The organism is Marinobacter sp. B-12, from assembly GCF_056857915.1.
Genome location: NZ_JBSXOB010000059.1, coordinates 350,411 through 375,739, shown reverse-complemented (window position 1 = coordinate 375,739; position 25,329 = coordinate 350,411). Strand labels below are relative to the sequence as shown.

Annotated in this window: 19 protein-coding genes; 10 read left to right on the top strand and 9 right to left on the bottom strand. The window is 57.2% G+C overall.

The annotated features are described in order from the left end of the window. Nucleotides 1-50: 50 nt before the first annotated feature. The 4 genes from AC13D2_RS15215 to AC13D2_RS15200 form a co-directional block, all read right to left on the bottom strand. Nucleotides 51-560, bottom strand: coding sequence for an early set domain-containing protein (locus tag AC13D2_RS15215; RefSeq protein WP_292049391.1), 510 nt, complete (start codon nucleotides 558-560; stop codon nucleotides 51-53). 75 nt (nucleotides 561-635) lie between these two features. Then, nucleotides 636-3,794 carry a pullulanase-type alpha-1,6-glucosidase gene (gene pulA / locus AC13D2_RS15210; protein ID WP_482938866.1) on the bottom strand — a complete coding sequence of 1,053 codons (3,159 nt, stop codon included), beginning with the start codon at nucleotides 3,792-3,794 and terminating at the stop codon, nucleotides 636-638. Nucleotides 3,795-4,037: 243 nt separating this feature from the next. Then, entirely contained in the window at nucleotides 4,038-5,363 is a 1,326-nt protein-coding gene (locus AC13D2_RS15205) for a carbohydrate porin (RefSeq protein ID WP_292049389.1), read from the bottom strand. Nucleotides 5,364-5,641: 278 nt separating this feature from the next. Next, nucleotides 5,642-6,514 carry a MurR/RpiR family transcriptional regulator gene (locus AC13D2_RS15200; protein WP_292049388.1) on the bottom strand — a complete coding sequence of 291 codons (873 nt, stop codon included), beginning with the start codon at nucleotides 6,512-6,514 and terminating at the stop codon, nucleotides 5,642-5,644. A 214-nt stretch (nucleotides 6,515-6,728) separates the two neighbouring features. On the opposite strand from AC13D2_RS15200, the gene zwf reads away from it, so the two are divergent. Genes zwf through AC13D2_RS15185 form a run of 3 tightly spaced genes read left to right on the top strand, consistent with a single transcriptional unit; the run spans nucleotide 6,729 to nucleotide 9,595 of the window. Beyond that, on the top strand, nucleotides 6,729-8,204 hold the full coding sequence (gene zwf, locus AC13D2_RS15195) for a glucose-6-phosphate dehydrogenase (RefSeq protein WP_292049387.1): 1,476 nt from the start codon (nucleotides 6,729-6,731) through the stop codon (nucleotides 8,202-8,204). Continuing rightward, entirely contained in the window at nucleotides 8,191-8,910 is a 720-nt protein-coding gene (gene pgl, locus AC13D2_RS15190) for a 6-phosphogluconolactonase (RefSeq protein ID WP_482938865.1), read from the top strand. Before zwf ends, pgl begins: the two co-directional genes overlap by 14 nt. Before the next feature lie 37 nt (nucleotides 8,911-8,947). After that, nucleotides 8,948-9,595, top strand: a complete 648-nt coding sequence (locus AC13D2_RS15185) for a bifunctional 4-hydroxy-2-oxoglutarate aldolase/2-dehydro-3-deoxy-phosphogluconate aldolase (RefSeq protein WP_292049386.1) — start codon at nucleotides 8,948-8,950, stop codon at nucleotides 9,593-9,595. Nucleotides 9,596-9,775: 180 nt separating this feature from the next. On the opposite strand, the gene pyk is transcribed toward AC13D2_RS15185, so the two are convergent. Both pyk and gap read right to left on the bottom strand, forming a co-directional pair. Continuing rightward, entirely contained in the window at nucleotides 9,776-11,224 is a 1,449-nt protein-coding gene (gene pyk, locus AC13D2_RS15180; protein WP_292049385.1) for a pyruvate kinase, read from the bottom strand. 70 nt (nucleotides 11,225-11,294) lie between these two features. After that, nucleotides 11,295-12,302, bottom strand: a complete 1,008-nt coding sequence (gene gap, locus AC13D2_RS15175) for a type I glyceraldehyde-3-phosphate dehydrogenase (protein WP_292049384.1) — start codon at nucleotides 12,300-12,302, stop codon at nucleotides 11,295-11,297. 167 nt (nucleotides 12,303-12,469) lie between these two features. Here gap and edd point away from each other — a divergent pair, with 167 nt between their 5' ends. Genes edd through AC13D2_RS15160 form a run of 3 tightly spaced genes read left to right on the top strand, consistent with a single transcriptional unit; the run spans nucleotide 12,470 to nucleotide 15,862 of the window. Beyond that, on the top strand, nucleotides 12,470-14,290 hold the full coding sequence (edd, locus tag AC13D2_RS15170) for a phosphogluconate dehydratase (RefSeq protein ID WP_482938864.1): 1,821 nt from the start codon (nucleotides 12,470-12,472) through the stop codon (nucleotides 14,288-14,290). After that, on the top strand, nucleotides 14,287-15,252 hold the full coding sequence (locus tag AC13D2_RS15165) for a glucokinase (RefSeq protein WP_482938863.1): 966 nt from the start codon (nucleotides 14,287-14,289) through the stop codon (nucleotides 15,250-15,252). The genes edd and AC13D2_RS15165 overlap by 4 nt, the downstream gene beginning before the upstream one ends. Before the next feature lie 10 nt (nucleotides 15,253-15,262). Then, nucleotides 15,263-15,862 (top strand): uracil-DNA glycosylase family protein, encoded by a 600-nt coding sequence (locus AC13D2_RS15160; protein ID WP_482938862.1) that lies wholly within the window; start codon nucleotides 15,263-15,265, stop codon nucleotides 15,860-15,862. Here AC13D2_RS15160 and glpD read toward each other — a convergent pair. Together glpD and AC13D2_RS15150 are read right to left on the bottom strand one after the other, a co-directional pair. After that, nucleotides 15,852-17,369, bottom strand: coding sequence for a glycerol-3-phosphate dehydrogenase (gene glpD / locus AC13D2_RS15155; RefSeq protein ID WP_482938861.1), 1,518 nt, complete (start codon nucleotides 17,367-17,369; stop codon nucleotides 15,852-15,854). The genes AC13D2_RS15160 and glpD overlap by 11 nt on opposite strands. 199 nt (nucleotides 17,370-17,568) lie before the next feature. After that, a complete protein-coding gene (locus tag AC13D2_RS15150; protein ID WP_292049377.1) occupies nucleotides 17,569-18,327 on the bottom strand; it encodes a DeoR/GlpR family transcriptional regulator in 759 nt (252 codons plus the stop codon). 219 nt (nucleotides 18,328-18,546) lie between these two features. Between AC13D2_RS15150 and glpK the strand changes: the two genes are divergently transcribed. After that, nucleotides 18,547-20,019: a glycerol kinase GlpK gene (gene glpK / locus AC13D2_RS15145; RefSeq protein ID WP_292049376.1), complete on the top strand. Its 1,473-nt coding sequence runs from the start codon at nucleotides 18,547-18,549 to the stop codon at nucleotides 20,017-20,019. Here glpK and AC13D2_RS15140 read toward each other — a convergent pair whose 3' ends face one another. Further along, the gene (locus AC13D2_RS15140; protein WP_292049374.1) at nucleotides 20,020-21,918 is read right to left on the bottom strand and encodes a sigma-54-dependent Fis family transcriptional regulator; all 1,899 of its coding nucleotides are present in this window, start codon (nucleotides 21,916-21,918) and stop codon (nucleotides 20,020-20,022) included. 340 nt (nucleotides 21,919-22,258) lie between these two features. Between AC13D2_RS15140 and AC13D2_RS15135 the strand changes: the two genes are divergently transcribed. From AC13D2_RS15135 to AC13D2_RS15125, 3 genes are read left to right on the top strand one after another with little or no spacing between them, the layout of a single operon-like run. Beyond that, nucleotides 22,259-23,353 (top strand): ABC transporter ATP-binding protein, encoded by a 1,095-nt coding sequence (locus AC13D2_RS15135; protein WP_292049373.1) that lies wholly within the window; start codon nucleotides 22,259-22,261, stop codon nucleotides 23,351-23,353. After that, a complete protein-coding gene (locus AC13D2_RS15130) occupies nucleotides 23,353-24,456 on the top strand; it encodes an ABC transporter ATP-binding protein (RefSeq protein ID WP_300498953.1) in 1,104 nt (367 codons plus the stop codon). Before AC13D2_RS15135 ends, AC13D2_RS15130 begins: the two co-directional genes overlap by 1 nt. Continuing rightward, complete coding sequence (locus tag AC13D2_RS15125; protein ID WP_036205138.1) at nucleotides 24,453-25,319, top strand: carbohydrate ABC transporter permease; 867 nt, start codon at nucleotides 24,453-24,455, stop codon at nucleotides 25,317-25,319. Before AC13D2_RS15130 ends, AC13D2_RS15125 begins: the two co-directional genes overlap by 4 nt. The last annotated feature ends 10 nt before the right edge of the window (nucleotides 25,320-25,329 follow it).

Sequence of the window (25,329 nt, the reverse complement as noted above, 5' to 3'; positions counted from 1 at the left end):
GTGTTTGACCGTCTGTCTCTGGTAAGCTTGCTGGATACGATGGTTCGGCTTCAGAGCCAATCATGAACCGCCGTGGTACGGAACCGTATGCCCGGTGGTGTGAGAGGACGGGGGAGGTAACTCCCCCTCCTACTCGATGCCTCGTTGATGTAGATTTCGGGGGTTTCCCCGCGAACATCGAAGTAGAAACCGTAGGTGCCGGTCTCGGGCGGGGTAAAGCGGAAGTTTTCGAAGACAGCGGAACAATTCGCCTTTACCGGCTTGTTTAACTGCACATCTTTGTCTTCTTCCGACAGATAGCCGCAATTGGTACCCGACGTCCAGTTGGCATCACCAAACTTGAACTCATAGGGTTGCCCGTCAGCCTTGAGTTCCACTTCCGTGCGATAGAGCCCACTGTCCACTTTCTTGACCTTGTATTCCGGCAAGGCATCCCACCAGGCAAATTGCCCGCGTAGATACAGGGATTTGCTGTAGTCGCGTTCACCACCGGTGGTGGCGCAACCGGCTGTGATGGCTATAACCGAGGCCAAAGCCAGCGTTGTGAGTTTTCTGTTCATGATTGTCTCCTTTATGGTTGCTGGCCCCATGGATCTGTTCTTCCATGGGGCCGCCAGGGGCCGTTGTCAGCGGCCTTATCGATTGAATACAGCGACTGACAGGGCGGGTACCGTGAAGGTGCCGTTTGCTGTTGCAGCGGTCTGTTCCGGGGAGGTGTCCGTCATCACGGAGAAGGCCTCGTTAAGGCTGGTGTCCAGTGCCTGTTGGGTCCCTGTGCTGTTGATCACCACGACGATCTGATCCACGTCGCTGTCCAGATCGGTCAGGCCGTTGTTGGGGCCGTCGTCGAGACTGAAAGCAATCACGCCGGGTATCTGGCTGGGGCCGGTGTTGTGGAACGCCAGCCTTTCACTGACCTGTTCAGCGGTGCGTAGACGGAAGAGCTCGCTTTCGCTGCGAACCATCAACAGTTTCTCGATCTGCTCGCGGGTGTAGTCGATCTCGCTTGGGGTCGGGCCGGCCTGGAACTGGCCGGTGATCTCGGTGATCAGGTCCCAGTTTGCGCCGTCCTTGTCCTGACGGGGTAGACCACGATTCCAGGCGGTTTCCTGGTAGCCGAAGTCGACTTCATTGAACCAGTCACCAGAATCGTAACTGTCCCTTTCCATGGATTTGGAGCGCAGCAATTCCGAGCCCATATGGATGAAGGGAATGCCCTGGCTGAGGATGGGGACGGAAAGGCCCACCACCTGCATCTGGGCCCGTTGCTGAAGCGTGGCGGCGAAATCCGCTTTGTACTGGTTGTTGTCCCATAGCGTCTGATTGTCGTGTTTGGAGACGTAGTTGATAATTTCCTGGGGATCGCTGGTATACCCGGCATTCTGGCCGTTGTAGTCGATCTCCGCGCCGGTCCTGGTGGTGCCATCGGCGGTGACCAGCGAATAGTCGCTCAGGCTGCCGGCAATGCCAATACGGATCCAGTCGCTGATCTGCAGTAGTCGAGTTTTCTCAGCGTCACTGCCACTGTTTCGGTCGTTGGGAATGCTGAATAGACCATTGCTGAAGCCCTGGTTGGCGCGCAGTGCGTCGCCGCCATCGAAGGGGCCACCACCACGTACGGCGTCACGCAGGCGGTCGTTGAAGGAGCCGATGCCCGTTCCGGCCATGTTCGGCTGGATGGCGTTGACGCCACGAGCGTTATTGGCGACTTCACCGAAGTTCCAGCCCTCACCGTAGAAGTAGGTGTCTGGATCGACAGCGGTTACGGCGTCCAGCGCCTTTTCCATATTTGACAGCATGTGATGCCCCATCAGGTCGAAGCGGAATCCGGAGATGCCATATTCCGACGTCCAGGTGACCAGGGAGTCGATCATTAACTTTTCCATCATCCGGTGCTCGGACGCGGTGTTTTCACAGCAGGTTGATTGCTCAACAACACCGGTTTCGGGGTTCTGGCGGTGGTAGTAGCCGGGGACCAGCTTGTCGAGAACCGACTTGTCGGCAAGCCCGGAGGCGTTGGTGTGGTTGTAGACCACATCCAGGACCACGTTCAGGCCCAGATTGGTGGCGGACTGCACCATCTCGCGGAATTCCCGTATCCGGGTCACGCCGTTGGCATCGGAGGCATAGCTGCCCTCGGGAACGGTGTAGTGCACGGGGTCATAGCCCCAGTTGAAGCTGTCGAGGCCACGAAAAGTGCCATACAGCGCCTGGGCGTCGCCGGTTGCAGGGTCGAAGGATGCCAGGACCGTGCGGATAGTATCGCCACTGCCGCAGTGGTCCGCATAGTTCGCTGCGGCTTCGTCAGACAGGTCGCATAGTTTGCTGAAGTCGTCGTCGATATTGACCACCTCGGCCGGGTCTTCGTTGATCGTTGCGATATCGAAGGACGGCAGCAGGTGGAGATGGGTGATGCCGGCGTTCGCCAGACCTTCCAGATGGGTGACGCCATCGCTGGTGGATTCCGTAAAGGCGGTATACTTGCCCCGGTTGGCAACTGCAACGGTTTCGTCGGTGGCGCTGAAATCGCGAATATGGGTTTCATACACCACGACATCCTCGGGTGCCTGCGCTGTCGGTGGGGTCAGGCTGTTCCAGTTGGCCGGTTTCAGGTCACTGTCAGCCAGGTCGACGACCTGCGCATACACGCCATTTTCGGAAAGGCTCAGTGCATAGGGGTCCGATGTCATGGTGGTTTCGATGGCATCGGTACGGGGGTGGTAGACCGTCACTTCATACTGGTAGAACTTACGGTCGACATCGGCGGTGTTGCCAGTATGCCTCCAGACACCGTTGTCCCGGGTCATATCTACCGGATAGCCGCTCACCATGCTGCCGTCAGCATTGAACACGTGCAGGCGCATGCTCTGGGCCGTTGGGGCCCAAACCGCAAACCCGGTATCGGCGCCGCTAACGGTAGCGCCCAGAGTGCCGTCATAGGCATAAAGGTCGTCGAGCACACCCGGGATCTGAAGGCGGGTGGCGGATATCAGCTCATCTGCATTGTTGTAGGCGCCGGCAATCAGTTGGCCGCGTAAAGCGTCCATTTTGGTCTGACTGTCTGTGTTCACGCTATAGGCCGGCCAGCCCGCAAGATGGGGGAATGCTTCTTCCAGCTCTGGCGACAGGGTGGTTGCGCTCAGCTCAATAGCGGTGCCCCCGTTCAGAGTTTTATTGGCGTCATCGACAGTGATGCCTGCGCCAGCGTCATATCGAAGTTCGACTCGGGTTACCGTGGCGGTGTCGGCAAAAACAAGCGTATTGGCATTCAGCCAGTGTGCCTTGGCGCCGTCGATGGCCAGGCCCTCGGCTTCGATCGGGTCAGGGGAGAGCAACTGGCTGCCACTGACCGTGAAGATCCGATTGCCCAGGGCGCCAAAATGCCAGCGTTTATCATTATCACCCAGGTCTTTCTCATCACCCTTGTGCATGATGAAGTTCATGCAGTCGCCACCGTCGCGCATGGGAATAATGTAGTAGGCGCCGTAGGTGTCGTTCACGCCACTGGCGGTGCGTGGATCGCTCCACTCGGTGGGCACGCCTTCAGCCAGGCCATCGCAACCGGCTGCGGCGTCGTTCCAGAGATGGAGCCCCCAGCCGTCGTAGTCACCGGCGGGGCGTTTGTAATAGAGGATGGCTTCGTTGTCACCAGGTTCCAGCAGGGCGGTTGAGTCGTCGTTTCCACCGTTGTTGTCGGAATCGGGTGAAGAGCTGCTGCTATCGGAGTTACAGCCGACAAGGGCCAGGGAGAGTACCAGGGCCCAGCCGCCTGCGACCCGTTTATGGTCAGGCATAACGCGTATCCTTTTGCCATTGTTTTTGTTTGGGGTGTTGCCTGCGAACCGGCAGGACCTGTACGCAAGCGTCACACGGTCATAGTTGCGCGAAGCGATTCGGCACACATCCTTCGGCAGCGGACTTTTGCAGGCGTAGTCCGCGGGGCGTACGGGGAGTAGAAAATAAAGGGGGGTGCACAAAAAAGGCCGGCTTAAAAGCCGGCCCAAGGAGATCCAACGAGAGTGTGGGGGTTTAGAGCCTTACCACCAGGCTTCTATCTGGGCACCAATCTGGATGTCGCCATCGATGCCCTCACTGCGAGCGGCTTCCGCCTGATCGCCGAAGAACGCTGCTGCGTAGGCGCGGATCACCGGGCGTGCCCAGTAACCGGGGCCGGCGCTCCACTGCTGCGCAATAGCAACCTTCTGAAGATCGGTCTCTTCGTCGTTATAGGGCTGGTGCACGTCCTCGTAGCCAATTTCCAGAGCCGTGCTGGTCACGGAGTTCCAGTTGTAGATCGGGCGAGCAACAACGCTCAGGCGGGTGGGTTCTTCTTCATTGATCGGGCCGTAGGTTTCACCTTTGGAATACAGGGCGGAGTAACCAAGCTCCCACGGGCCACCGAGTTTGATCACGCCATGGTTCAGAACCCGCCAGCTCTTCTCAAGCGTACCGGGATAGTAGGGGCCATTGAGGCTTGAGTTGCCACCCTGGTTATTGAATGCTGCTTCGCCCAGTGAGTCGGTCGCATACTGCAGGACGAACTTGTTAAAGCCGCCCATAAAGCCCGTCGCAAGCTCAACGGTACCAAAGAAACCGTCTTCGTCCATGATGCCGGCCGCTTCCTGCTCATCGGTCAGGTCGGCCATGCCATAGATGCCCGCCAGTGTCAGCGTGCTTTCGCCAACCGGAAAGGCGTAGCGCAGATCCAGCTTGTTGTTCTGGACGATGGTGTCACTTTCCTGCTTGTCGAAGTTGATCCATGCAGCGGAGAACTGTCCAGCACCGGCCTGGATGTTTTCAACGCCGGCACCGTAGCCGGAGTTGTTGATGTAGAACAGGTCCAGCTGGTGCACGTCATGACGCTTGTAGAAGCGCTTGCCGGCCCAGAGCGTGGCGCCAGGCAGCGATTCAATGACGTTGGTCCCGGACACGTAGAGCTGACGCACCGCGACTTCGCCGCCACTGTAGGGGTTGCCGTTGTTGCGGGTGGTTTCCTGGCCGGCAAAATCGACGCCGTTGACGTCGTCGGCGCCATCAAATGCCTGGTAGTCGTTACCCTGGTTGATGGCTTCGTAGGAGACCATGGAGTCGAAGCGGAACGTTTTACCGTCCTGACTGAAGAGTTGGTCGCCAAAGGCCAGCTCTGCATAAGTGTCGCATTCGTCTGCAAGGCGTCCAACAAAGTGGCCGTTGGCACCGCTACCGAAACAGGTTTGTTCTCCTCCACTGCTGGTGTTGGTGGAAAGGCCTGAGCGGGCGTAGCCATGAAAATCAACGGCGATGGCGGGCGTAGCCATGATGGTAGCTGTGACCGCAACCGCAAGCGGGAGTTTGTTCGGGAAAAAGCGCTTATTGTTTTGCATCATCTGTGTCCTGTGCTTTTTGTCTTTTTTGAATGTCAGGGAAGCGGAATTTCCGACATCGTGTCGTGGACAGTCAGTTCCGGATCAGGCTTCCGGTTCCCTTGATTGCAGCTTCTGCCAATCAGACATTGGGAAACCGGATTTCATAGTCCTGTAACGGGAGGGGTGGTGCATCCTCCGCCCTGAAGAAAAAGGGGGGTGAGTTTTCAGGGGGAGGAGGGGCGTAGAAGGATGAGATGCTAAATCAGTGGCTTCGTTACCTTTTAAAAGCGGCGCGCTTAGGTTGTCGGGAAGCGGGTAGGTTTCAGGCTTTCCTTGATTTTTTTCAGGTGGCCCAGGAAATCCGCCCCGCGCTTGAGGGTGACGCCGGTCGCAAGGATATCGATCACTGTCAGGTGAATAATGCGGGATGACATTGGCATATAAACCTCGGTGTCCTCCGGCGCCGTTACCTCAATGACCACCGTGCAAACGTCTGCCAGTGGCGATCCAGGCATGGTGATCCCGATTACGGTAGCGCCGTTGGTGCGCGCATGCTGTGCAATTTCAACGGTTTCGCGGGTGCGGCCGGTGTAGGAAATAAGCACGATGACATCGCCCTTGGTGGCCCCAGCGGCTACCATGCGCTGCATCAGGGCGTCATCGTACGACATGACCGGGATATTAAAACGAAAGAACTTGTGCTGGGCGTCCATGGCAACCGGTGCGGAGCCGCCCATGCCGAAGAAGTTGATCTGCTTGGCCTGGATCAGATAGTCGATGGCCGATGCCAGTGCCTTGGGGTCAAGGGCCTGACGAGCCTTGTCGAGGCTGGCAATGGTGCTGAGCATGATTTTGTCGGAGAACTCTGCGACAGTGTCGTCGGGCTCCACGTTCTGACCGATATATGGTGTGCCAGTAGCGATGCTCTGGGCCAGGCGTATCTTAAAATCGGGAAAGCCGGTGGCTGAAAAGCCGCGACAGAAGCGGTTGACGGTTGGCTCACTGACGTCCGCCGCCCTGGCCAGAGCGGCAATGCTGTAACGGGTGGCGGCACTTGGGTCGCGAAGAATCGCCTCGGCAACCTTGCGCTCTGATTTATTGAGCGTGTCCAGTCTAAGCTGGATATCTTCGAGCAGGTTGTCATCGCGTTGCGCCTGGTTCGCAGCCATTTGGGATACTCCCTGAATCATCGGCGTTCTTGTGAAAATCCGCGCTGATTATAGCGTGTTTTTGGGAGGTTTGTGGTAGTAAAAGTGTCATCAATTCGAAAATTTCCTTGGAAAGTGTCATATTTGGTGTCATTATTTGCATAAAATTACTACATTGATGCCTCGAGTCGTGCGGTAGTGCGCTGCCGCATGAAAACAAAGAGAGAAGGAACCGATGGCTGATCCGATAAATACCCGCTGTGACCTGATGATGTTTGGTGCGCTTGGTGATCTGGCGCAACGCAAACTGTTTCCCGCGCTGTATCAGCTTGAGCGCGCCGGGCTGCTCCACAAGGGCAGCCGTATCCTGGCAATCGCGAGAAATAAGGCAGACAGCAACGAGGTTCGCAAGACGCTTCTTGGCAAGTTGAAAGAGCACGTCAAGAAAGGCGAATTTGATGCCGATGTGGCCGAGCAGTTTCTGCAGCGCGTGGATTACCAGTTCCTCGATTTTACCAACCCAGATGGCTACGGTGCCCTCAACGACTGGCGCAGCGCTGAACCCAGCAACCTGATTGTCTACATGGCCACACCACCAGCCATGTACGGCGAGATTTCGCGTAACCTCAGGGCAAACAACTGCTGTGATCACAACACCCGTGTGGTTGTCGAAAAGCCGATTGGTCACGATCTGGAGTCGTCCAAGGTCATCAACGATGAGTTGGGTGAAGTCTACAACGAAAACCAGTTGTTCCGTATCGACCATTATCTGGGTAAGGAAACGGTCCAGAACCTGATCGCGCTGCGGTTTGCCAACAACCTTTTTGCCTCCCAGTGGGATCAGAACCATATTTCCCACGTCGAGATCTCCGTGGCTGAGAGCGTAGGTATCGAAGGCCGATGGGGCTATTTCGACAAAGCCGGTCAGGTTCGCGACATGGTGCAGAACCACCTTCTTCAGCTCCTGTGCCTGATCGCCATGGATCCACCGTCAGACCTGTCCGCAGACAGCATCCGTAATGAGAAGGTGAAAGTGCTGAAGGCGATGCGCCGCATCACTTCGGACATGATGGATACCCATGTCGTTCGCGGGCAGTACACCGCTGGCACCAGTGGCGGAAAGCCCGTGCCCGGCTATCTCGAGGAAGAGGGCGCGGCGCGCGGCAGCAAGACCGAAACCTTCGTGGCCCTGAAAGCCGAGATCGATAACTGGCGCTGGTCCGGCGTGCCGTTCTACATCCGCACGGGCAAGCGCCTGCCGGAAAAGCTGTCGCAGATCATTATTCACTTCAAGCCAGCGCCACACTACATCTTTGATCCGGATCAGAAGCACCTGGCGAATAATAAACTCATCATCCGCTTGCAGCCGGATGAGGGTATGTCCCTGCAAATTCTCACCAAGGACCAGGGTCTGGATAAGGGCATGCGACTGCGCCAGGGGCCTTTGGAACTGACGTTCTCGGAAACCTTCGAAACCGACCGTATCCCGGACGCCTACGAGCGCTTGCTCTGGGAGGTCATGAAAGGCAATCAGTATCTGTTCGTCCGTCGCGACGAAGTGGAGCACGCCTGGCAATGGGTTGACCAGATCATGCGCAACTGGGACGACAGTGGCGTCCCGCCAAAACGTTACGCGGCAGGTACCTGGGGCCCGGTTGCCTCCATCGCCATGATTACCCGTGACGGAAGGAGCTGGTATGAAGATGCATGACCTTAACCTGCCGGAGTCGGTGGATGCGTATTTTTTTGATACCCCCAACGACACCGCAATTTCGTTGGCGAATGCGGTCGCGAAGCACCTCTCGGAGCGGCTGCTGATTGCACCCCGCGCCAGTCTGGTGGTGTCCGGTGGCTCAACCCCGCTGCCATTTTTCGAGGCCTTGCGGGAAAAACCGCTGGATTGGGCGCGTATTGACGTGTTGCTGGCGGACGAGCGCTGGGTGCCCGAAGACGACAACGACAGCAATACCCGCCTGGTGCGGGAAAACCTTTTGCAAGGCTCAGCGTCAGAAGCCCGGTACCTGTCCCTCAAACAGCCTGGCGACACGCCGGCCGAAGGTCTGGCAGCTGCGGAGGCTGCCCTCGAAAAGCTCCATCTGCCGCTGGATGTACTGATCCTGGGCATGGGAAACGACGGCCATACGGCGTCATTGTTTCCCGATGCGCCTGAGCTCGACCGGGCCCTGGATACGGACTCGGCGGAAGTCGTGGCTCCGATGACGCCGCCTTCTCAGTCCCAGAAACGAATTACGCTGACGCTGCGGGCCTTGAGTCGCGCGGGTTTCACGGCGATGCACCTGAAAGGGGATGACAAGCTGAAAACCTTGCAGGCTGCCTGCAGCGATATCGAAAATATCCGCGAAATGCCCATCCGCGCGTTCCTGAAACCGGGGTTGCAGGTTTATTGGAGCGCTTGAGGCTGTCTGCCCGAGATTTGTTATACCGGAGATATGTATGAACCAATTGTCTGATTTTCACCGCGAGCGCGTCCAGGCGGTCTTGAGCGCTTCCCCGCTTGTTCCGGTGATTACCATTAACCACCCGGACGAGGCGCTGCCATTGTGTCAGGCTTTGGTTGATGGTGGCATTCGAGTACTGGAAATCACCCTGCGTACCCCTCATGGCGTGAAGGCCATTGAGCAGGTGCGAAAAGCGATCCCGGACGCCTGGGTCGGGGCGGGCACGGTCACCAGCATTGCCCAGTACCGCCAGGTGGAAGCCGCCGGCGCCCAGTTCGTGATCACGCCTGGCGTCACCGAGGCGATTCTGGAGTTCGGTGTGACTTCGGAAGCGCCGTTGCTGCCGGGTATTTCAACGATTTCGGAGCTGATGGTTGGCTACAACCTGGGCTACCGAGAATTCAAGTTCTTCCCAGCCGAAGTCGCCGGCGGCATCCCCGCCCTGAAGGCCTTCTCCGGTCCCTTCCCGGACGTCACTTTCTGCCCAACCGGTGGTATTCGCCGCAACACTGCCAAGGACTATCTGGCCCTTAAGAACGTCTCGGCCGTTGGTGGTACCTGGTTGACGCCTGGTGAGGCTGTCGCTTCCGGTGACTGGGGGCAGATTTCTGAGATTGTTCGCGGGAGTCTTGGTGACCTCTAGCTTGTGAGTTACCCAAGAGCTGTAGCCTGAGAGGTTGGGGTATTCGCGGTTGGTGGTAGGGCCGTTCGGGAAACGCTACGAGCACATCCATGTGCTCGTAGCAGTTTTGGGAAGCCCCGCCCCGTAGTCTCCTGGCACCAAACCAGCAGGCTACAAACGACGACACCTCCCAATTACCGTCTAGCGAATGTCCGCACCAACACGAACAATCTTCATAGTGTTCGTACCACCCTGGGCATTCACATAATCACCCTTGGTGATAACAACCAGGTCGCCCTCCTTGACGGCCCCCATCCGAACCAGCTCAGCCACCGCGCGCGAGTTTGTCTGCTCGGGCGGAATCGTCGCCGAATCAAACGGCACCGTCTGCACGCCGCGGAACATCGTCACCCGATGCTGCGTAGAGTGGTTGCGAGAGAATGTGAAAATCGGAAGGCTCGACTTGATGCGTGACATCAGCAACGGCGTCGCACCGGTTTCCGACATGCAGATAATCGACGTCACACCGTCCAGATGGTTGGCCGCATACATAGCGGAAAGGGCAATCGCCTCGTCCACAAACTCCATGCTTTCATGGATACGGTGCTTGGACTGATGCATCGACGGATGCTTTTCCGCACCCATGCAAATTCGCACCATGGCCTCCACTGCTTCCGTGGGGTAGTCGCCGACCGCCGTTTCTGCAGACAGCATTACCGCGTCGGTGTAGTCCATCACCGCATTCGCCACATCGGAAACCTCCGCCCGCGTTGGCATCGGGTTCTCGATCATGGATTCCATCATCTGAGTGGCGGTAATCACCACGGTGTTCAGGGCGCGGGCACGGTTGATGATGTGCTTCTGAACGCCTACCAACTCGGCATCGCCAATCTCAACCGCGAGATCGCCCCTGGCCACCATAACCGCGTCCGACGCATCGATGACCGCATCCAGGGCGGCGTTATCGTGGGCCAGTTCCGCGCGTTCAATCTTGGCAACCAGGCGGGCTTCCGAGCCAGCTTCCTTCAATAGGCGGCGGGCAACGTGCATGTCTTCGGCGGTGCGTACAAACGACACCGCGACATAGTCGGCGCCCAGGCGGGCAGCGGTTTTGATGTCCTGCTTGTCTTTCTCGGTCAGGGCTTCGGCGGAGAGGCCGCCGCCACGCTTGTTCAGGCCCTTGTTGTTGGACAGGGGGCCGCCGATAAGAACGCGGGAGGAAATGCTGGTGCCGTCGACGGACTCCACTTCCATTTCGATCCGGCCGTCGTCCAGTACCAGAATGTCGCCTGGTTTGACGTCTTCAATCAGTTGCTCGTAATCAATACCGACGCGCTCATCATTGCCCGCTTCCTTGTCCATGCTGGCGTCCAGGATAAACTGCTGGCCGGCCTTGAGGGTCACCTTGTTTTCCGCGAAGCGCGCAATGCGAAGTTTCGGCCCCTGGAGGTCGGCGAGCAGGGCGACAAACCGGCCGTTGGCGGCGGCAGACTCTCGCACCCGCAGGGCGCGTTGGATGTGGTCTTCCGCACTGCCGTGGGAAAAATTCAATCTCGTAACATCAACACCCGCAGCAATGATGGCTGACAGTGATTCTGGTGAATCGGTGGCGGGGCCGAGAGTGGCGACGATCTTGGTGCGCCTTAGCATGGTTCCAGTTTCCTTTTGTATTTCAGTGAAGCTTTCCGGTTGTGCTGGGTGAAATGCCAGGTGAGCAGGGTTACTGGCTCGCCTTTCTCATCAGTGCAACAGCGTTGTCGAGCATTCGGTTGGAGAAGCCCCATTCATTGTCGTACCAGGCCATGACTTTTGCATGACGGCCCATGGCCCGTGTGTGATTAGCGTCGAAAATGCTGGACAGGGCGTTGTGGTTGAAGTCCACACTAACCAGTTTCTCTGCGTTGTAGCCAAGGACCGGATTGTTTTCCGCTGCAGCTTTCACGACCTCGTTGATTTCTTCCACGGTGGTGTCGCGGCTGGCAATGAAGCCGAAATCCACCAGGGAAACGTTAATAGTAGGAACCCGCACGGCCAGTCCGTCAAGTTTTCCGGACAGCTCCGGGATCACCTTGCCAATGGCGGCGGCTGCACCGGTTTTGGTGGGGATCATGGACTGGGTGGCCGATCGCGCGCGATACAGATCAGAGTGGTATACGTCGCTTAGTTTCTGGTCATTGGTGTAAGAATGAATCGTGGTCATCAGGCCGCTCTCAATGCCAATCTTCCTGTGCAGTGCTTCAACAACCGGTGCCAGGCAGTTGGTGGTGCAGGAGGCATTGGAAATGATGTTGTGTTCGGCGGTCAGCACATGGTCATTCACTCCATAGACAACCATCGCGTCGGCGTCAGAAGAGGGAGCGGAAATAATGACCTTGCGTGCGCCGGCCTTGAGGTGGCCCTCGGCCTTGTCGCGGGCGGTAAACAGACCTGTGCACTCGAAGACCACATCCACGTGGTAGTCTTTCCAGGGCAGTTCTTCCGGGTTGCGGATCGCGGTGATGGCGATGCGGTCACCGTTGACGGAGAGTGATTCGGCATCGTGGTTCACGATGCCGCTGAAGCGACCGTGCACACTATCGTATTTGAGTAGGTGGGCATTGGTTTCCGCGTCTCCCAGGTCGTTGATGGCAACTACCTGAAGCTGATTTCGGTAGTCGTTTTCGTAAAGTGCGCGGAGAACATTGCGGCCAATGCGACCAAAGCCGTTAATTGCGATGCGAATAGTCATATTCTGGCTCCAGATTTGATTGTTTATTGTTCGCTTCAGTGGCTAATGTAGTAAATATAACAACAAATAATGGAAAAATGAATGACTGGCGGGTGAAAGCGGCAAAAAAAGACAGTAAACTTACGGGAACAAAAAGTAATTAGATAACAAGTTGCAGGAGACCCACTATGCACCCGACCGTAGACGCGGTTACCAAGCGGATTATTGAGCGCAGTCGCGCCACCCGGCAGGATTATCTGGACAGAATGGGCGCGCTCAAAGCCCAGTCACCCCAGCGCAGCACATTGTCCTGCGGCAATCTGGCCCATGGTTTTGCCGCCTGTAATCAGTCCGATAAAGACACCCTCAAATTCATGAACAAGGCCAATGTGGCCATTGTCTCCGCTTATAACGACATGTTGTCGGCCCACCAGCCTTATCAGGACTTTCCGGACGTGATCCGCAAAGCTGCCAACGGAATGGGCTCAGTGGCGCAGTTTGCGGGTGGCACTCCGGCCATGTGTGATGGCGTAACCCAGGGCCAGCCGGGTATGGAACTGAGCCTGTTTTCGCGCGACACCATCGCCATGAGTACCTCGGTCGCCCTGAGTCATAATATGTTCGATGCCACCATGTTGCTTGGCATCTGCGACAAGATTGTTCCTGGTTTGCTGATAGGATCGCTAAGTTTCGGCTACCTGCCGACGATCCTGGTGCCGGCCGGACCCATGCCGTCGGGGCTGCCCAATAAAGAGAAGCAGCGCATTCGCCAGCTCTACGCCGAGGGCAAGATCGGCAAGGACGAGCTGCTGGAGGCAGAATCCCAGTCCTATCACAGCCCCGGTACCTGCACGTTCTATGGCACCGCCAACAGCAATCAGCTTCTGGTAGAGGTGATGGGGCTGCACCTGCCAGGGTCGGCCTTCGTGAATCCAGGTACGCCACTGCGTGAAGCGTTAACCCGCGAGGCGACCGAGCAGGTCATCCGGCTGTCCAAGCCCCACGGAGGCACGTTGGGCCTGGGCGATATGGTGGACGAAAAGAGTATCGTGAATGCGCTGGTGGCACTGCTGGTGACTGGTGGCTCCACCAATCACACCATTCACTGGATTGCCATCGCCCGAGCCGCCGGCATCATTATCGACTGGAACGACTACTCCGAGTTGTCGTCGGCGGTGCCTTCGATGACGCGTATTTATCCCAACGGCCAGGAAGACGTGAACGCCTTCCACGAAGCGGGCGGAACACCGTTCCTGATCCGAGAGCTGCTGAGTGCCGGTCTGCTTCACAATGACGTTGAGACCGTTGTGGGGCATGGGTTGGAACAGTACGCACGAATGCCGGAACTGGAGAATGACAAGTTGGTATGGAAGCCGGTGCCTGAGAAAAGCACCAAGCCGGATGTACTAAGCACGGCGGCGGAGCCCTTTGCGCCGGACGGCGGGTTGCGGGTTCTGGATGGCAATCTTGGCCGTGGTGTGATCAAGGTGTCTGCGGTGGCGGAAGAGCACCGGATTGTGAAGGCGCCGGCCGTTGTGTTCAATGACCAGAACGAACTCAAGGCGGCCTTTGATGCGGGTGACCTGAACCGGGATTGCGTTGTGGTGGTCCGCTTCCAGGGCCCGAAAGCCAATGGCATGCCCGAATTGCACAAGCTGACGCCGTACCTTGGTGTGCTTCAGGACCGTGGCTATAAGGTTGCACTGGTCACCGATGGCCGCATGTCCGGAGCGTCCGGTAAGGTGCCGGCTGCCATACACGTCTATCCGGAAGCGGCGAATGGCGGAGAGCTTTGCCGGGTCCGCAATGGCGATGTGATCAACCTGGACGCGGTAGCCGGATCCCTGGAAGTTGAGGTGTCGGCAGAGGAGTTTGCCAGCCGCGAGGCAGAAAAAGCGGACCTGAGCAGTTATCATCACGGCCTGGGCCGGGAGCTGTTTGGCTGGATGCGCAAAGCCGCCAGCAACCCGGAAGAAGGCGCCAGCTTTTTCTGGAATCACGACGCATGACCAAAGACAACTACTCGCTGGTAGGGGACATCGGGGGTACCAACGCCAGGTTTGCTCTCGTTCGCTCCGGTGACGTTACCCCTGAGGCGGTTGAAGTCCTTGCCTGCGGGGACTACGACAATCTTGATGCTGCCATCGTTGATTACCTTGCCCGCTCCGGCGTGGGGGAGGTACAGGATGTCTGTCTTGCGGTAGCGTCGCCGGTGCAGGGCACCCAGGTGCGGATGACCAACAACCACTGGCGTTTCGACAGCGAGGAGGTTCGCAAGCGGTTTGGTTGGGGCGCGTTCAAGGTGATCAATGATTTTACCGCCATGGCCCTCGGGGTTCCCCATGTCAGTGCCGATAAACTGGTCCACGTTTGCGGTGGCCCGGGCAACGCAGCGCGATCCCGGCTGGTTATCGGCCCCGGCACCGGCCTGGGAGTGTCAGGTTTGGTTCCGTTGCAGCACGGATGGGTGCCGCTGATGACCGAAGGCGGCCACGTGGACTTTGCCCCGACTGACGACACCGAGATGGCTATCCTGCGAATTCTGAAGGCCCGGTTTGGTCGCGTTTCCGTCGAACGTATCCTGTGTGGTCAGGGTTTGTTGAACCTTTACCAGGCCCACGCGGATATACAGGGTGTGGCCGCCGCCCTGGACGCGCCGGAGAAAATAACCGCCGCGGCGTTGGATCAGTCCGATCTGCTTGCGCGCCAGACGTTGCGGCACTTCTGCGAGATTCTTGGGCGTGTTGCTGGCAATGGGGTTCTGACTCTCGGCAGCACCGGGGGCGTTTACCTGTGTGGTGGCATTCTCCCCAGGTTTATCGATTTTTTCCTGGAGAGCCCGTTCCAGAAAGGTTTCGAAGACAAGGGGCGGATGCGGCCCCTGCTTGAATCAACACCGGTCTATGTGGTGATGGAAGGGTACACCGGCCTGCTCGGAGCCGCCGAAGCGCTGGCTAACCCGGAAGTTTAGGGGGAGGGCAATGACCCGTAGCTATTCCCGGATGCCGTTCGAAGAGTTGGTGGCCCACGTGCGCCGGTGTCGGATCTGCGAGGCGCACCTGCCTCTCGAGCCACGTCCGGTGGTTCAGGTGTCTCAATCCGCCCGGTTGCTGGTAGTGGGTCAGGCGCCAGGACGTCGCGTACATGACACCGGCCTGCCGTTCAACGATCCCAGCGGTGACCGCCTGCGTGAATGGATGGGAGTGGATCGTGACACCTTCTACGATGACCAGCAGTTGGCGATACTGCCGATGGGGTTCTGTTACCCGGGCACTGGGAAATCAGGGGACCTGCCGCCTCGTCCGGAGTGCGCGCCAGCATGGCGGGATCTTCTGCTCGAGCGCCTGGAGGGAGTGCAACTGACTCTGGTGATCGGCCAGTACGCTCACGCCTGGCATTTGCCCGGGCCCAAGGCTTCGGTGACCGAGCGCGTGAAGCGCTGGCGGGAGGTTTGGCCCGAGGTGGTTCCGCTACCACACCCCAGCCCCCGGAATAATCTCTGGTTACGTCGCAACCCCTGGTTTGAAGAAGAGGTTATTCCCAAACTGCGGCAACGTGTCCGCGATATCCTCAGGCAGTGAGTGCGTCAACGTTTCTGGTTACTCGGGCGGACAAAAAACGGTCCAACTCGCGGACATTCTCTTCAGTGGCATAAAGCCCCTGTTTGGTACGGCGCCAGAGAATGTCCTCCGACGTCATCGCCCATTCGTGCTTGATAAGGTATTCGACTTCGCGCTCATAGAGTGTGCCGGCAAACCGATATCCCAAATCCTGGATGGATTTTGCGTCGCCTATAAAGTCGTACGCCTTGGTGCCGTAAGTGCGCACGTAGCGGCTGTAGACAGCTTCAGGAAGCCATGGGTATTCGGCCGACAGGCTTGCCTCAAGAGTGTCGTGGTTTTCGAAATCACCACCGGGTAGAGTGCCTGTTTTCGTCCACGGGCCGCGGGCGTGAGGGAAAAACTGGCAGAGTTTGTCCGTCGCAGCTTCCGCAAGTTTGCGGTAGGTGGTGATCTTTCCACCGAAGACGGAGATGACCGGTGCCTTGCCCTTTTCCCGGCTCACTTCAAACGAATAGTCGCGGGAAGCCTTCTTGGCATCTCCTTCTTCGTCGTCCATTAATGGGCGAACGCCGGAATAGGACCACACCACATCGCTTTCCGTTAGTTGGCGTTTAAAGTGCGCGTTGACGATGTCCAGCAGATATTCCGTTTCTTCCGGTGATATTTTCGCTTTCTTTGGATCGCCTTCGTAATCCACATCGGTGGTACCTACCAGGGAAAACTCGTCCTCGTAGGGGATGACGAACACAATGCGTTCGTCTTCGTTCTGGAGAATGTAGGCCTCGGTTTCCCGATTGAGGCGAGGCACCACAATATGGCTGCCTTTGACCATGCGAATGATTCTTGGCGCTTTCATGGAGAGGCTTTCGCTGAACAGTCGGCTTACCCATGGGCCTGAGGCATTGACAATCACCTTGGCGGAGACGTGGTGGATGCTTTCGTCATTCATATCCTGAAGCGATACGTTCCACGAATCCGAACCGCGTTCGGCGTTGATGCATTTGGTTCTGGTCAGGATGGTGGCGCCGCACTCCTGGGCTTTCCTGGCGGTCAGTACCGCCAGGCGAGCATCATCCACCCAGCCATCCGAATACTCAAAGCCTTTGGTGATGTCCGACTTGAGCGGATCCTTCTCATCGAACTTGATTGAGCGCGACCCCGGAAGGATTTCTCGCTTGGCCAAATGGTCATAAAGGAACAGTCCGGTCCGGATCATCCAGGCGGGGCGAAGGTGAGGGCGGTGTGGCAATCGAAAGCGCATTGGCCACATGATGTGTGGCGAATTACGCAGCAGCGACTCCCGTTCTGCCAAGGCTTCACGTACCAGGCGGAACTCGTAGTGCTCAAGATATCGGAGTCCTCCATGAATCAGCTTGCTGCTGCTGGACGAGGTGGCTGAGGCGAGGTCATTCATTTCGCAAAGCAACACCTTCAGGCCGCGGCCTGCAGCGTCCATGGCGATACCTGTGCCGTTGACGCCACCGCCCACTACGACAACGTCAAATGTACTGTTCTCCTCGGTCATCTTGAGTCAACTCCTGACGCCAATGAAAGGGCGCTTCCGGGCTCTTTCCGATGTTCACGGAAACGTATATCTACATTATGCGAAAGCAGAATATATTCGTAAAGGAAAATATAGAAAAAAAACGAAAAGGATGAGCGGATGCGTAGTGAGTCAGGCTGTCAGGCTATGGCTGGGCGGTGGTTACGTCGATGGAGAGGGGTTAGACCAGGTGCAGTTCCACGTTGTTCTCACGTAGGAGCTGGCGGATTTCGACGGGAGGCGGTTCATCGGTAAACACATGATCGGCCTGGGCAATGCTGCCGAGGCGAACCATGGCGTTGCGGCCGAACTTGGAATGGTCTGCGGCCAGCAGTACCTGGCCGGAATTTTCGATGATGGACTGGGCAACCCGGACTTCCCGGTAGTCGAAGTCCAGCAAAGATCCGTCGCTGTGGATGCCGCTGATACCGATAATGCCGAAATCCATCTTGAACTGGTTGATGAAGTCCCGGGTGGCTTCACCCACGATGCCGCCGTCGCGGTTACGAACTTCGCCACCGGCAATAATGATGTGGAAGTCTTCCTTGGCGGAAAGAATGGATGCGACATGGAGGTTGTTGGTGACCACCTGCAGGCTGTTTTTCTTGAGCAGGGCTTTGGCGATGGTTTCCGTGGTGGTGCCGATGTTGATGAACATGGAGGAGTTGTCGGGGATCATGTCCACCAGCGCTTCAGCGATGCGTTCCTTGGCTTCCAGGTCCATGATTTTGCGAGCCTGGTAGGCCGTGTTCACCGTGCTGGAGTCGATGCCAGCGCCACCGTGATGCCGGCGCAGTTTCTTCTGGCTGGCCAGGTCGTTCAAATCCCGGCGGATGGTTTGCGGCGTTACCTTGAACTGGTCAACTAGTTGCTCGGTGGTCACGAAGCCGTTCTGTTGGATGAGCTCCATTATCAGGTCCTGTCGGCGTCGTTGTGCCATTCAACTTCCTCCGGTCCACGGTTTTTTCTGTAACGAACGAAATAGCGATTTCAAACCTGAACTCAGTTTAGAGTGTTTTGTGCCTTTGTGCAGCATTTTTAGGGGCTTGTGTAGGGATTGCGGCGTGCGGGTAAGTTTTCTCCCGCAAAAATAGTTGGCTTTTGTTTTCAAAAAAGTAAAAATACGAAAAAATAAGAACACTGCCGAGGCAAGACAACTATGACTCAGTACCTTCTCTCGATCGACCAGGGGACAACCAGTTCCCGTGCCATCCTTTTCACCCTCGATGGCAACATCCACGCGACGAGCCAGCAGGAGTTTCCTCAGCATTTTCCCGCGAGTGGCTGGGTCGAGCATGACCCGGAAGACATCTGGCATACCGTCCAGGAAACCTGCGATGACGTGATGGCCAAGGGGTGTGGTGACAACGATGAGGTTGTCGCTGTTGGAATAACGAACCAGCGTGAAACCACGGTGTTATGGGACCGTGCAACGGGCGAAGCCATCTACCCGGCGATCGTCTGGCAGGACAGGAGAACCGCGGACTGGTGTGGATCGCTCAAGAAACAAAGCCTTGAACCTTCAGTGAACAACAAGACAGGGCTATTGATTGATCCCTATTTTTCGGCGACGAAAATTCGCTGGGTGCTGGACAATGTGCCGGGCGCCCAGCAACGGGCGGAACGCGGAGAATTGGCGTTTGGCACCATCGACAGTTTTCTCCTTTGGCGGCTGACAGGCGGCAGGGAGCACAGGACCGATGCGACCAATGCCAGCCGCACCTTGCTGTTCAACATTCACGATCAGGAGTGGGACCCGGAGTTGCTCGACCTGTTCGGTATTCCTGCGTCGTTGTTGCCGCAGGTGATGGATTCGGCAGCGGACTTCGGCCAGATCGTCGGTAACGGTCGATTGAATGGTACGTCCGTCATGGGTATGGCGGGGGATCAGCAGGCGGCCCTGTTCGGCCAGACATGCTTCGAAACCGGGATGGCGAAAAGCACCTACGGCACCGGTTGTTTCCTGATGCTGAACACCGGCGACAAGGCGCTGACATCCGAACATCGCCTGCTCACGACGGTGGCTTATCGCCTCAACGGCAAACCTGCCTACGCTCTGGAAGGAAGCATTTTTATAGCCGGTGCCGCTATCCAGTGGCTGCGAGACGGACTGCAGCTGATCCGGGACGCCTGTGAGACCGAGCCTCTGGCGGAAGGCACACCGGTGGATCACGGTGTCTATCTGGTACCGGCGTTTACTGGCTTGGGCGCACCTTACTGGGACCCCAATGCCCGTGGGGCGATTTTCGGGCTGACCCGTGATACCGGGATCAAGGAAATCGTGACCGCTGGTCTGCAATCGGTTTGCTATCAGACCAAGGATCTGCAGAAGGCAATGGAGAAGGATGGCATCAGGCCCATTACCCTGCGTGTGGACGGTGGCATGGTGGCCAACAACTGGGTGCTGCAGTTTCTGGCGGATATCCTTGGGGCGCGGGTCGATCGGCCCGCACTGGTGGAGACCACCGCGCTGGGTGCCGCCTATCTCGCTGGTCTGCAGGCGGGCGTCTACAAAAGCCTGGAAGATCTGAGCAGTATGTGGCGATGCGACCGCAGTTTTGAGGCAACGATGACCAAATCCCAACGTGACAAACTCTACGACGGCTGGATCAAGGCCATACGCAAGCTGTGACTACCTTACACCCAGATCCCGAAGTCGCTTGTACAGGGTGTTGCGGCTGACAGCCAGTTCCCTGGCTGCACGGGATACGTTGCCCATGCACTGTCGGTAGACCACCAGTGTCTGATCCATGGTGTCATTCCGGGAGTTGTCATTGGCCTGGGGCGACTCTCTAAAGGGCGATGCATCGAATACCGGTTTGCGATCAGGCTTCGTTGGGCTCTCATAATCCGCCAGGAAATCCTCCGGCAGGTGCCAGAGTTGCACGTCGTCGCCGTCGGCTATGGCCACGGCTACGCGGACAATGTTCACCAACTGGCGGATATTGCCGGGCCAGGGGTGATTCTCAAGCGCCGCCATCACCTCGTTGTTCAAAGTGTCCGCTTGGCCACTGTCACGATGCTCCAGATAGATTCTGCGGATCAGCTCGCGCCGGTCCATTCGCTCCCTTAGTGGCGGAAGCTCCAGGCTGAGGCCATTGATGCGGTAGAAGAGATCCGCTCTGAACTCACCATTGTCGATGCGATCTGCGAGCGGGCGGTTGGTCGCAGACACCAGCAATATATCCACGGGAATGCGTTCCGTGGACCCCACCGGTGTCACTTCCCGTTCCTGCAGCACGCGCAATAGCCGGGACTGTGCGGCCAGGGGCATTTCGCCGATCTCGTCCAGAAACAGAATGCCCTTGTTTGCCTTGCGTATCAGGCCAAGAGAGCCCTGGGCACGGGCGCCGGTGAATGCGCCAGCCTCGTAGCCAAACAGTTCGGATTCGACAAGTTCCGGTGGGATCGCCGCACAGTTAACGGAGACCAGCGGCTGCGCGCTCCGTTGGCTGGTTCCATGCAAGGCTTTGACCATCACTTCCTTGCCGACGCCGGTTTCACCACAAATCAGGATCGGAACCCCTCTTTCCAGAACCTTCCTCGCCTGGTCGGCGCAGCGCCGAACCAGTGGGTCCCCATGTTCGATATCGTCGATGGAAACGCCAGCCAGGCCAGGCTCCGTGGGCTTGGCAAGGGGTATTGCGCGTGCGGGCTTCGTGGTGACCGTGTCGAGCGAGATCGGGCGCTTCAACAGTCCTGACAGCCGCACTCGTTTAGTGGTTGTGAGCTGTATGGGGGTGTTGTGGGAGTGATTCAGTACAAGGTTTCGGTTTTCAATAAACAGTGAACTCAGGTTGCGCCCAAACAAAGGCTCGCCGAGCAGTTGATCTGCCCGTTGATTGGAGGCAACTATTCGGCCGTTGTGGTCAAACGCGATCAGTCCCGACCAGGGGCTGTCGATGTTGTCCGCTGTGGTGTTGAGGGTGAGGATAAAGTGATCGCCCCCCAGTTGCCTGACGATCAAGCGGTTTTCAACCGATTGCGAGAGCAGACGCACCATGCCCAGGGTATGGGCCTGCGGAAGGTAGGCATCACTGAAGGCACTGAGAACGCCCACCAGGGTTCTGTCAGTATCGAATATCGGCGCAGCGGAACTGATGATGCTCCGGTTGAGTTTGAGAAAATGTTCGTTTCGCTGGACCTGGACAGGGGACCGGGTGGCGATGGATGTGCCGATGGCGTTGGTGCCTGCGTAGCGTTCGTGCCAGCTGGCGCCTGCACTGAACCATGGCCGCAGATGGCTTTCGGTTAGGCGTTTGTCGCCCCAGCCTTTCAGAACCTGGGCGTGGGAGTCGGCCAGCAGGATCAGGCAGCGGCTGTTTGACATGATGTTGTTGTAGTAGGGAAGGACTTCCGTCTCTGTCGTACTGAGTAACGCTTCATGGCTCTCTTCCAGCGTTTCCCGGGCACGGTCGTCGAGGTTCGCGGGTTCGGGCTCGTAGTCATGGTGAAGCCCGTAACCAATACAGCGGTTCCAGGAATCCGCGATGATGGATCGGTATTCCGCCCTCTCTTGTTGTCTTTTCACGCGAATCCTCCGCGTTCCTGAAGCTTCGTTTTGTTCTTGTGGTACCCGTCAGCGTGGTTCGATGCCGCGAATCTGTTCTCAAGGGTGTTCAATAATGTGCTCATAGGTTGTTCAGGTCAATGTTCAAATTGAACAAAAAGTTTGATAGCGAACATTTGTGTTTTCAGTAAAGAAACTTTGTATAATTTTAAAGGCAGTAAAAACAGATAGATAAGAATTTCGATGTGGTTTTCACCTATATTGGTATGCTCATTGCGTTTAGGTATTCGAAATCGAATTCTGGTTGGCCGCCGTCAGGTGGCCGTGGATAACGTGCCACAAGAACAACAAAGGAAAGCCTATGTCCTTAACACTGGAGAACCTCTCCCGTGTCGTGGATGGAGTCGATTACATCCGGGACGCGAATATCACGTTTGAGGCAGGTTCGTTCAACGTTCTGCTCGGGCGCACACTGGCCGGTAAAACCTCACTGATGCGGTTGATGGCCGGTCTGGACAAGCCCGACGAGGGCCGCCTCATCTACAACGGCAATGATGTGACGGGGCAAAGCGTTCAACAACGAAATGTGTCCATGATCTATCAGCAGTTCATCAATTACCCCAACCTGACAGTGTACGAAAACATCGCCTCGCCTTTGCGCCTGGCCAAGATGAAGGACAGCGAGATCGACCGTCGGGTGAAAGAAACCGCGAATATGTTGCAGATTGACCCCTTGCTCAAGCGGTATCCGCTGGAGCTTTCGGGTGGTCAGCAGCAGCGCACGGCAATGGCCAGGGCACTGGTCAAGGACGCGACCCTGATCCTGTTTGACGAACCGCTGGTGAACCTGGACTACAAACTGCGGGAAGAATTGCGTGCTGAGTTGCGGGAACTGTTTCGCGAACGCCAGTGCATTGCCGTATACGCCACCACCGAAGCCAACGAGGCGTTGGCATTGGGAGGCGTCACCACACTCCTGGACGAAGGGCGGATCGTTCAGACCGGCCCGGTAATGGACGTTTATCGTAACCCCGTGAACACCCTGGCGGCACAGCTGTTCAGTGAGCCGCCGATGAATATGATCAAGGGCCGGGTAACCGACACGGAAGTGACCTTCGACGAATACTCCCATCATGCGTTGACCCAGGAACTCGCACGGCTCGAACCCGGCGATTACTGGTTTGGTATCCGCCCGAGTCACATTGGACTGGTCCCCAACAACGAGGATGATCTCGAGATGTCCATGGAGGTCGAGCTCAGTGAAATCAGTGGCTCCGAAACCTTCATGCACGTGCGCAATCGCTACTTCGAGATGGTGATGCAGTTGATGGGCGTACACCAGTACCACACCGGTTCGCCCATCAAGATCTACCTGCCCATCAACAAACTGTTCGTATTCGATAAAGACGAAAGTCTGGTGCACACACCGGCACAGCTCACAGGAGGGTCGGTCTGATGGCTGAAATTCATTTGAAGTCCCTGGCTCACAGTTACAGCGACACCCCGGCCGGGCCTGACGACTACGCGATCCGGCAACTGGACCACGTCTGGGAGAGGGGGGGAGCCTACGCCTTACTCGGCCCCTCAGGCTGCGGCAAGAGTACGATGCTGAACATCATTTCGGGCCTGCTTCAGCCTTCCGAGGGCGATGTTCTGTTCGATGGCAAACGGGTGAACGAACTGTCTCCACGGGATCGGAACATTGCCCAGGTTTTCCAGTTCCCCGTGATCTATGACTCGATGACGGTGTACCAGAACCTGGCGTTTCCGCTCAAGAACACCGGCGTGCCGTCCTCCCAGATCAAGGCCAAGGTGCATGAGATCGCGGAGATTCTGGAGATCGAAAACGAGCTGCAAAAGAAGGCCAAGAACCTGTCTGCGGACCAGAAACAGAAGGTTTCCATGGGTAGAGGCCTGGTTCGGGGCGATGTGTCCGCCATCCTGTTCGATGAACCCTTGACGGTGATTGATCCCCAGCTCAAGTGGAAGTTGCGCCGCAAACTCAAGCAGATTCACGAACAGTTCGACATCACCATGGTGTACGTCACTCATGACCAGCTTGAGGCGTCCACCTTCGCTGACAAGATTGCGGTGATGTATGGCGGTCAGATTGTGCAATTTGGCACCCCAACGGAGCTGTTCGAACAGCCCAACCACACGTTTGTGGGGTATTTCATCGGTAGCCCCGGCATGAATCTGATTGAGGTTCAGCGTTGCCCACGCGGGGTCTGCTTCGGCAGCACGGTTGTCCCGCTGAGTGTTCAACACGTCGAGCTGTTGCAGCGCCTGCAGTCCAACAATCTCAAGATCGGTATTCGCCCGGAGTTTATCCAGGCGTCCGATATGCCGGCGGACGATACGTTTGAAGCCGAGGTGTTGGATGTCGAGGACCTGGGTACTTACAAGGTCATGACGGTCAAGCTGGATTTCGAAACGTTGAAGGTTCGGCTGACGGAAGACCAGCACTTTGCAGTTGGCGGCCAGGTTCAGCTCAGCTTTCCGGAAAAGTGGCTGAAGCTTTACGTGGACGAGTTTCTGGTAGAGGAGAAGGACCAATGAATAAGGTTCCCAATAATCGTGCCTGGTGGCTCGTACTGCCAGTTTTCATACTAGTGGCGTTTTCAGCGCTGATACCGCTGATGACCGTTGTGAATTATTCGGTCCAGGATATCTTTGGCCCGGGTAACGCCTATTACGTTGGTACCGAGTGGTTTCGCGAAGTGCTTGCTGACGAGCGGCTGAGAGAATCCCTGCTCAGGCAGTTCCTGTTTTCCGGCGCTGTGCTGGCGATCCAGATCCCCCTCGGGATCGGGGTTGCGCTGATGATGCCGAAATCCGGTATCAAGGCCTCTCTGTGCCTGATCCTTCTGGCCATTCCGTTGCTGATTCCCTGGAACGTGGTCGGGACCATCTGGCAGATCTTCGGCCGTGGTGACATCGGCCTGTTTGGCTGGGGCCTGAATGCGCTGGGGCTGGATTACAACTATACCGGCGACACGGTGGATGCCTGGCTGACGGTGCTGCTGATGGACGTATGGCACTGGACACCCCTGGTGGCTCTTCTCTGCTACTCAGGCTTGCGTGCCATTCCCGAAGCCTTCTATCAGGCTGCCGAAATTGACCGTGCCTCCAAGTGGGCCGTGTTCCGCTATATCCAGTTACCGCGCCTGAAAAGTGTGCTGGTGATTGCGGTACTGCTGCGGTTCATGGACAGCTTCATGATCTACACCGAGCCCTTTGTTCTCACCGGTGGCGGGCCAGGCAGCTCAACAACCTTCCTGAGCCAGACACTCACCACCATGGCGATTGGCCAGTTTGATATCGGCCGGGCGGCGGCGTTCTCGCTGATCTACTTCCTGATCGTGCTGCTGGTGTCCTGGGTGTTCTTTACCGCCATAACTCACCTCGACAAAGAAAAATAAGGAGAGAGTG

Bases quoted from the DNA above. Each gene is read 5' to 3' on its own strand.
- AC13D2_RS15125 (WP_036205138.1), top strand. From the start codon at position 24,453: ATGAATAAGGTTCCCAATAATCGTGCCTGGTGGCTCGTACTGCCAGTT.
- AC13D2_RS15215 (WP_292049391.1), bottom strand. From the start codon at position 560: ATGAACAGAAAACTCACAACGCTGGCTTTGGCCTCGGTTATAGCCATC.
- AC13D2_RS15160 (WP_482938862.1), top strand. From the start codon at position 15,263: ATGACCCGTAGCTATTCCCGGATGCCGTTCGAAGAGTTGGTGGCCCAC.
- gap (WP_292049384.1), bottom strand. From the start codon at position 12,302: ATGACTATTCGCATCGCAATTAACGGCTTTGGTCGCATTGGCCGCAAT.
- AC13D2_RS15205 (WP_292049389.1), bottom strand. From the start codon at position 5,363: ATGCAAAACAATAAGCGCTTTTTCCCGAACAAACTCCCGCTTGCGGTT.
- AC13D2_RS15150 (WP_292049377.1), bottom strand. From the start codon at position 18,327: ATGGCACAACGACGCCGACAGGACCTGATAATGGAGCTCATCCAACAG.
- pyk (WP_292049385.1), bottom strand. From the start codon at position 11,224: ATGCTAAGGCGCACCAAGATCGTCGCCACTCTCGGCCCCGCCACCGAT.
- pgl (WP_482938865.1), top strand. From the start codon at position 8,191: ATGAAGATGCATGACCTTAACCTGCCGGAGTCGGTGGATGCGTATTTT.
- edd (WP_482938864.1), top strand. From the start codon at position 12,470: ATGCACCCGACCGTAGACGCGGTTACCAAGCGGATTATTGAGCGCAGT.
- pulA (WP_482938866.1), bottom strand. From the start codon at position 3,794: ATGCCTGACCATAAACGGGTCGCAGGCGGCTGGGCCCTGGTACTCTCC.
- AC13D2_RS15130 (WP_300498953.1), top strand. From the start codon at position 23,353: ATGGCTGAAATTCATTTGAAGTCCCTGGCTCACAGTTACAGCGACACC.
- glpD (WP_482938861.1), bottom strand. From the start codon at position 17,369: ATGACCGAGGAGAACAGTACATTTGACGTTGTCGTAGTGGGCGGTGGC.
- AC13D2_RS15165 (WP_482938863.1), top strand. From the start codon at position 14,287: ATGACCAAAGACAACTACTCGCTGGTAGGGGACATCGGGGGTACCAAC.
- zwf (WP_292049387.1), top strand. From the start codon at position 6,729: ATGGCTGATCCGATAAATACCCGCTGTGACCTGATGATGTTTGGTGCG.
- glpK (WP_292049376.1), top strand. From the start codon at position 18,547: ATGACTCAGTACCTTCTCTCGATCGACCAGGGGACAACCAGTTCCCGT.
- AC13D2_RS15200 (WP_292049388.1), bottom strand. From the start codon at position 6,514: ATGGCTGCGAACCAGGCGCAACGCGATGACAACCTGCTCGAAGATATC.
- AC13D2_RS15135 (WP_292049373.1), top strand. From the start codon at position 22,259: ATGTCCTTAACACTGGAGAACCTCTCCCGTGTCGTGGATGGAGTCGAT.
- AC13D2_RS15185 (WP_292049386.1), top strand. From the start codon at position 8,948: ATGAACCAATTGTCTGATTTTCACCGCGAGCGCGTCCAGGCGGTCTTG.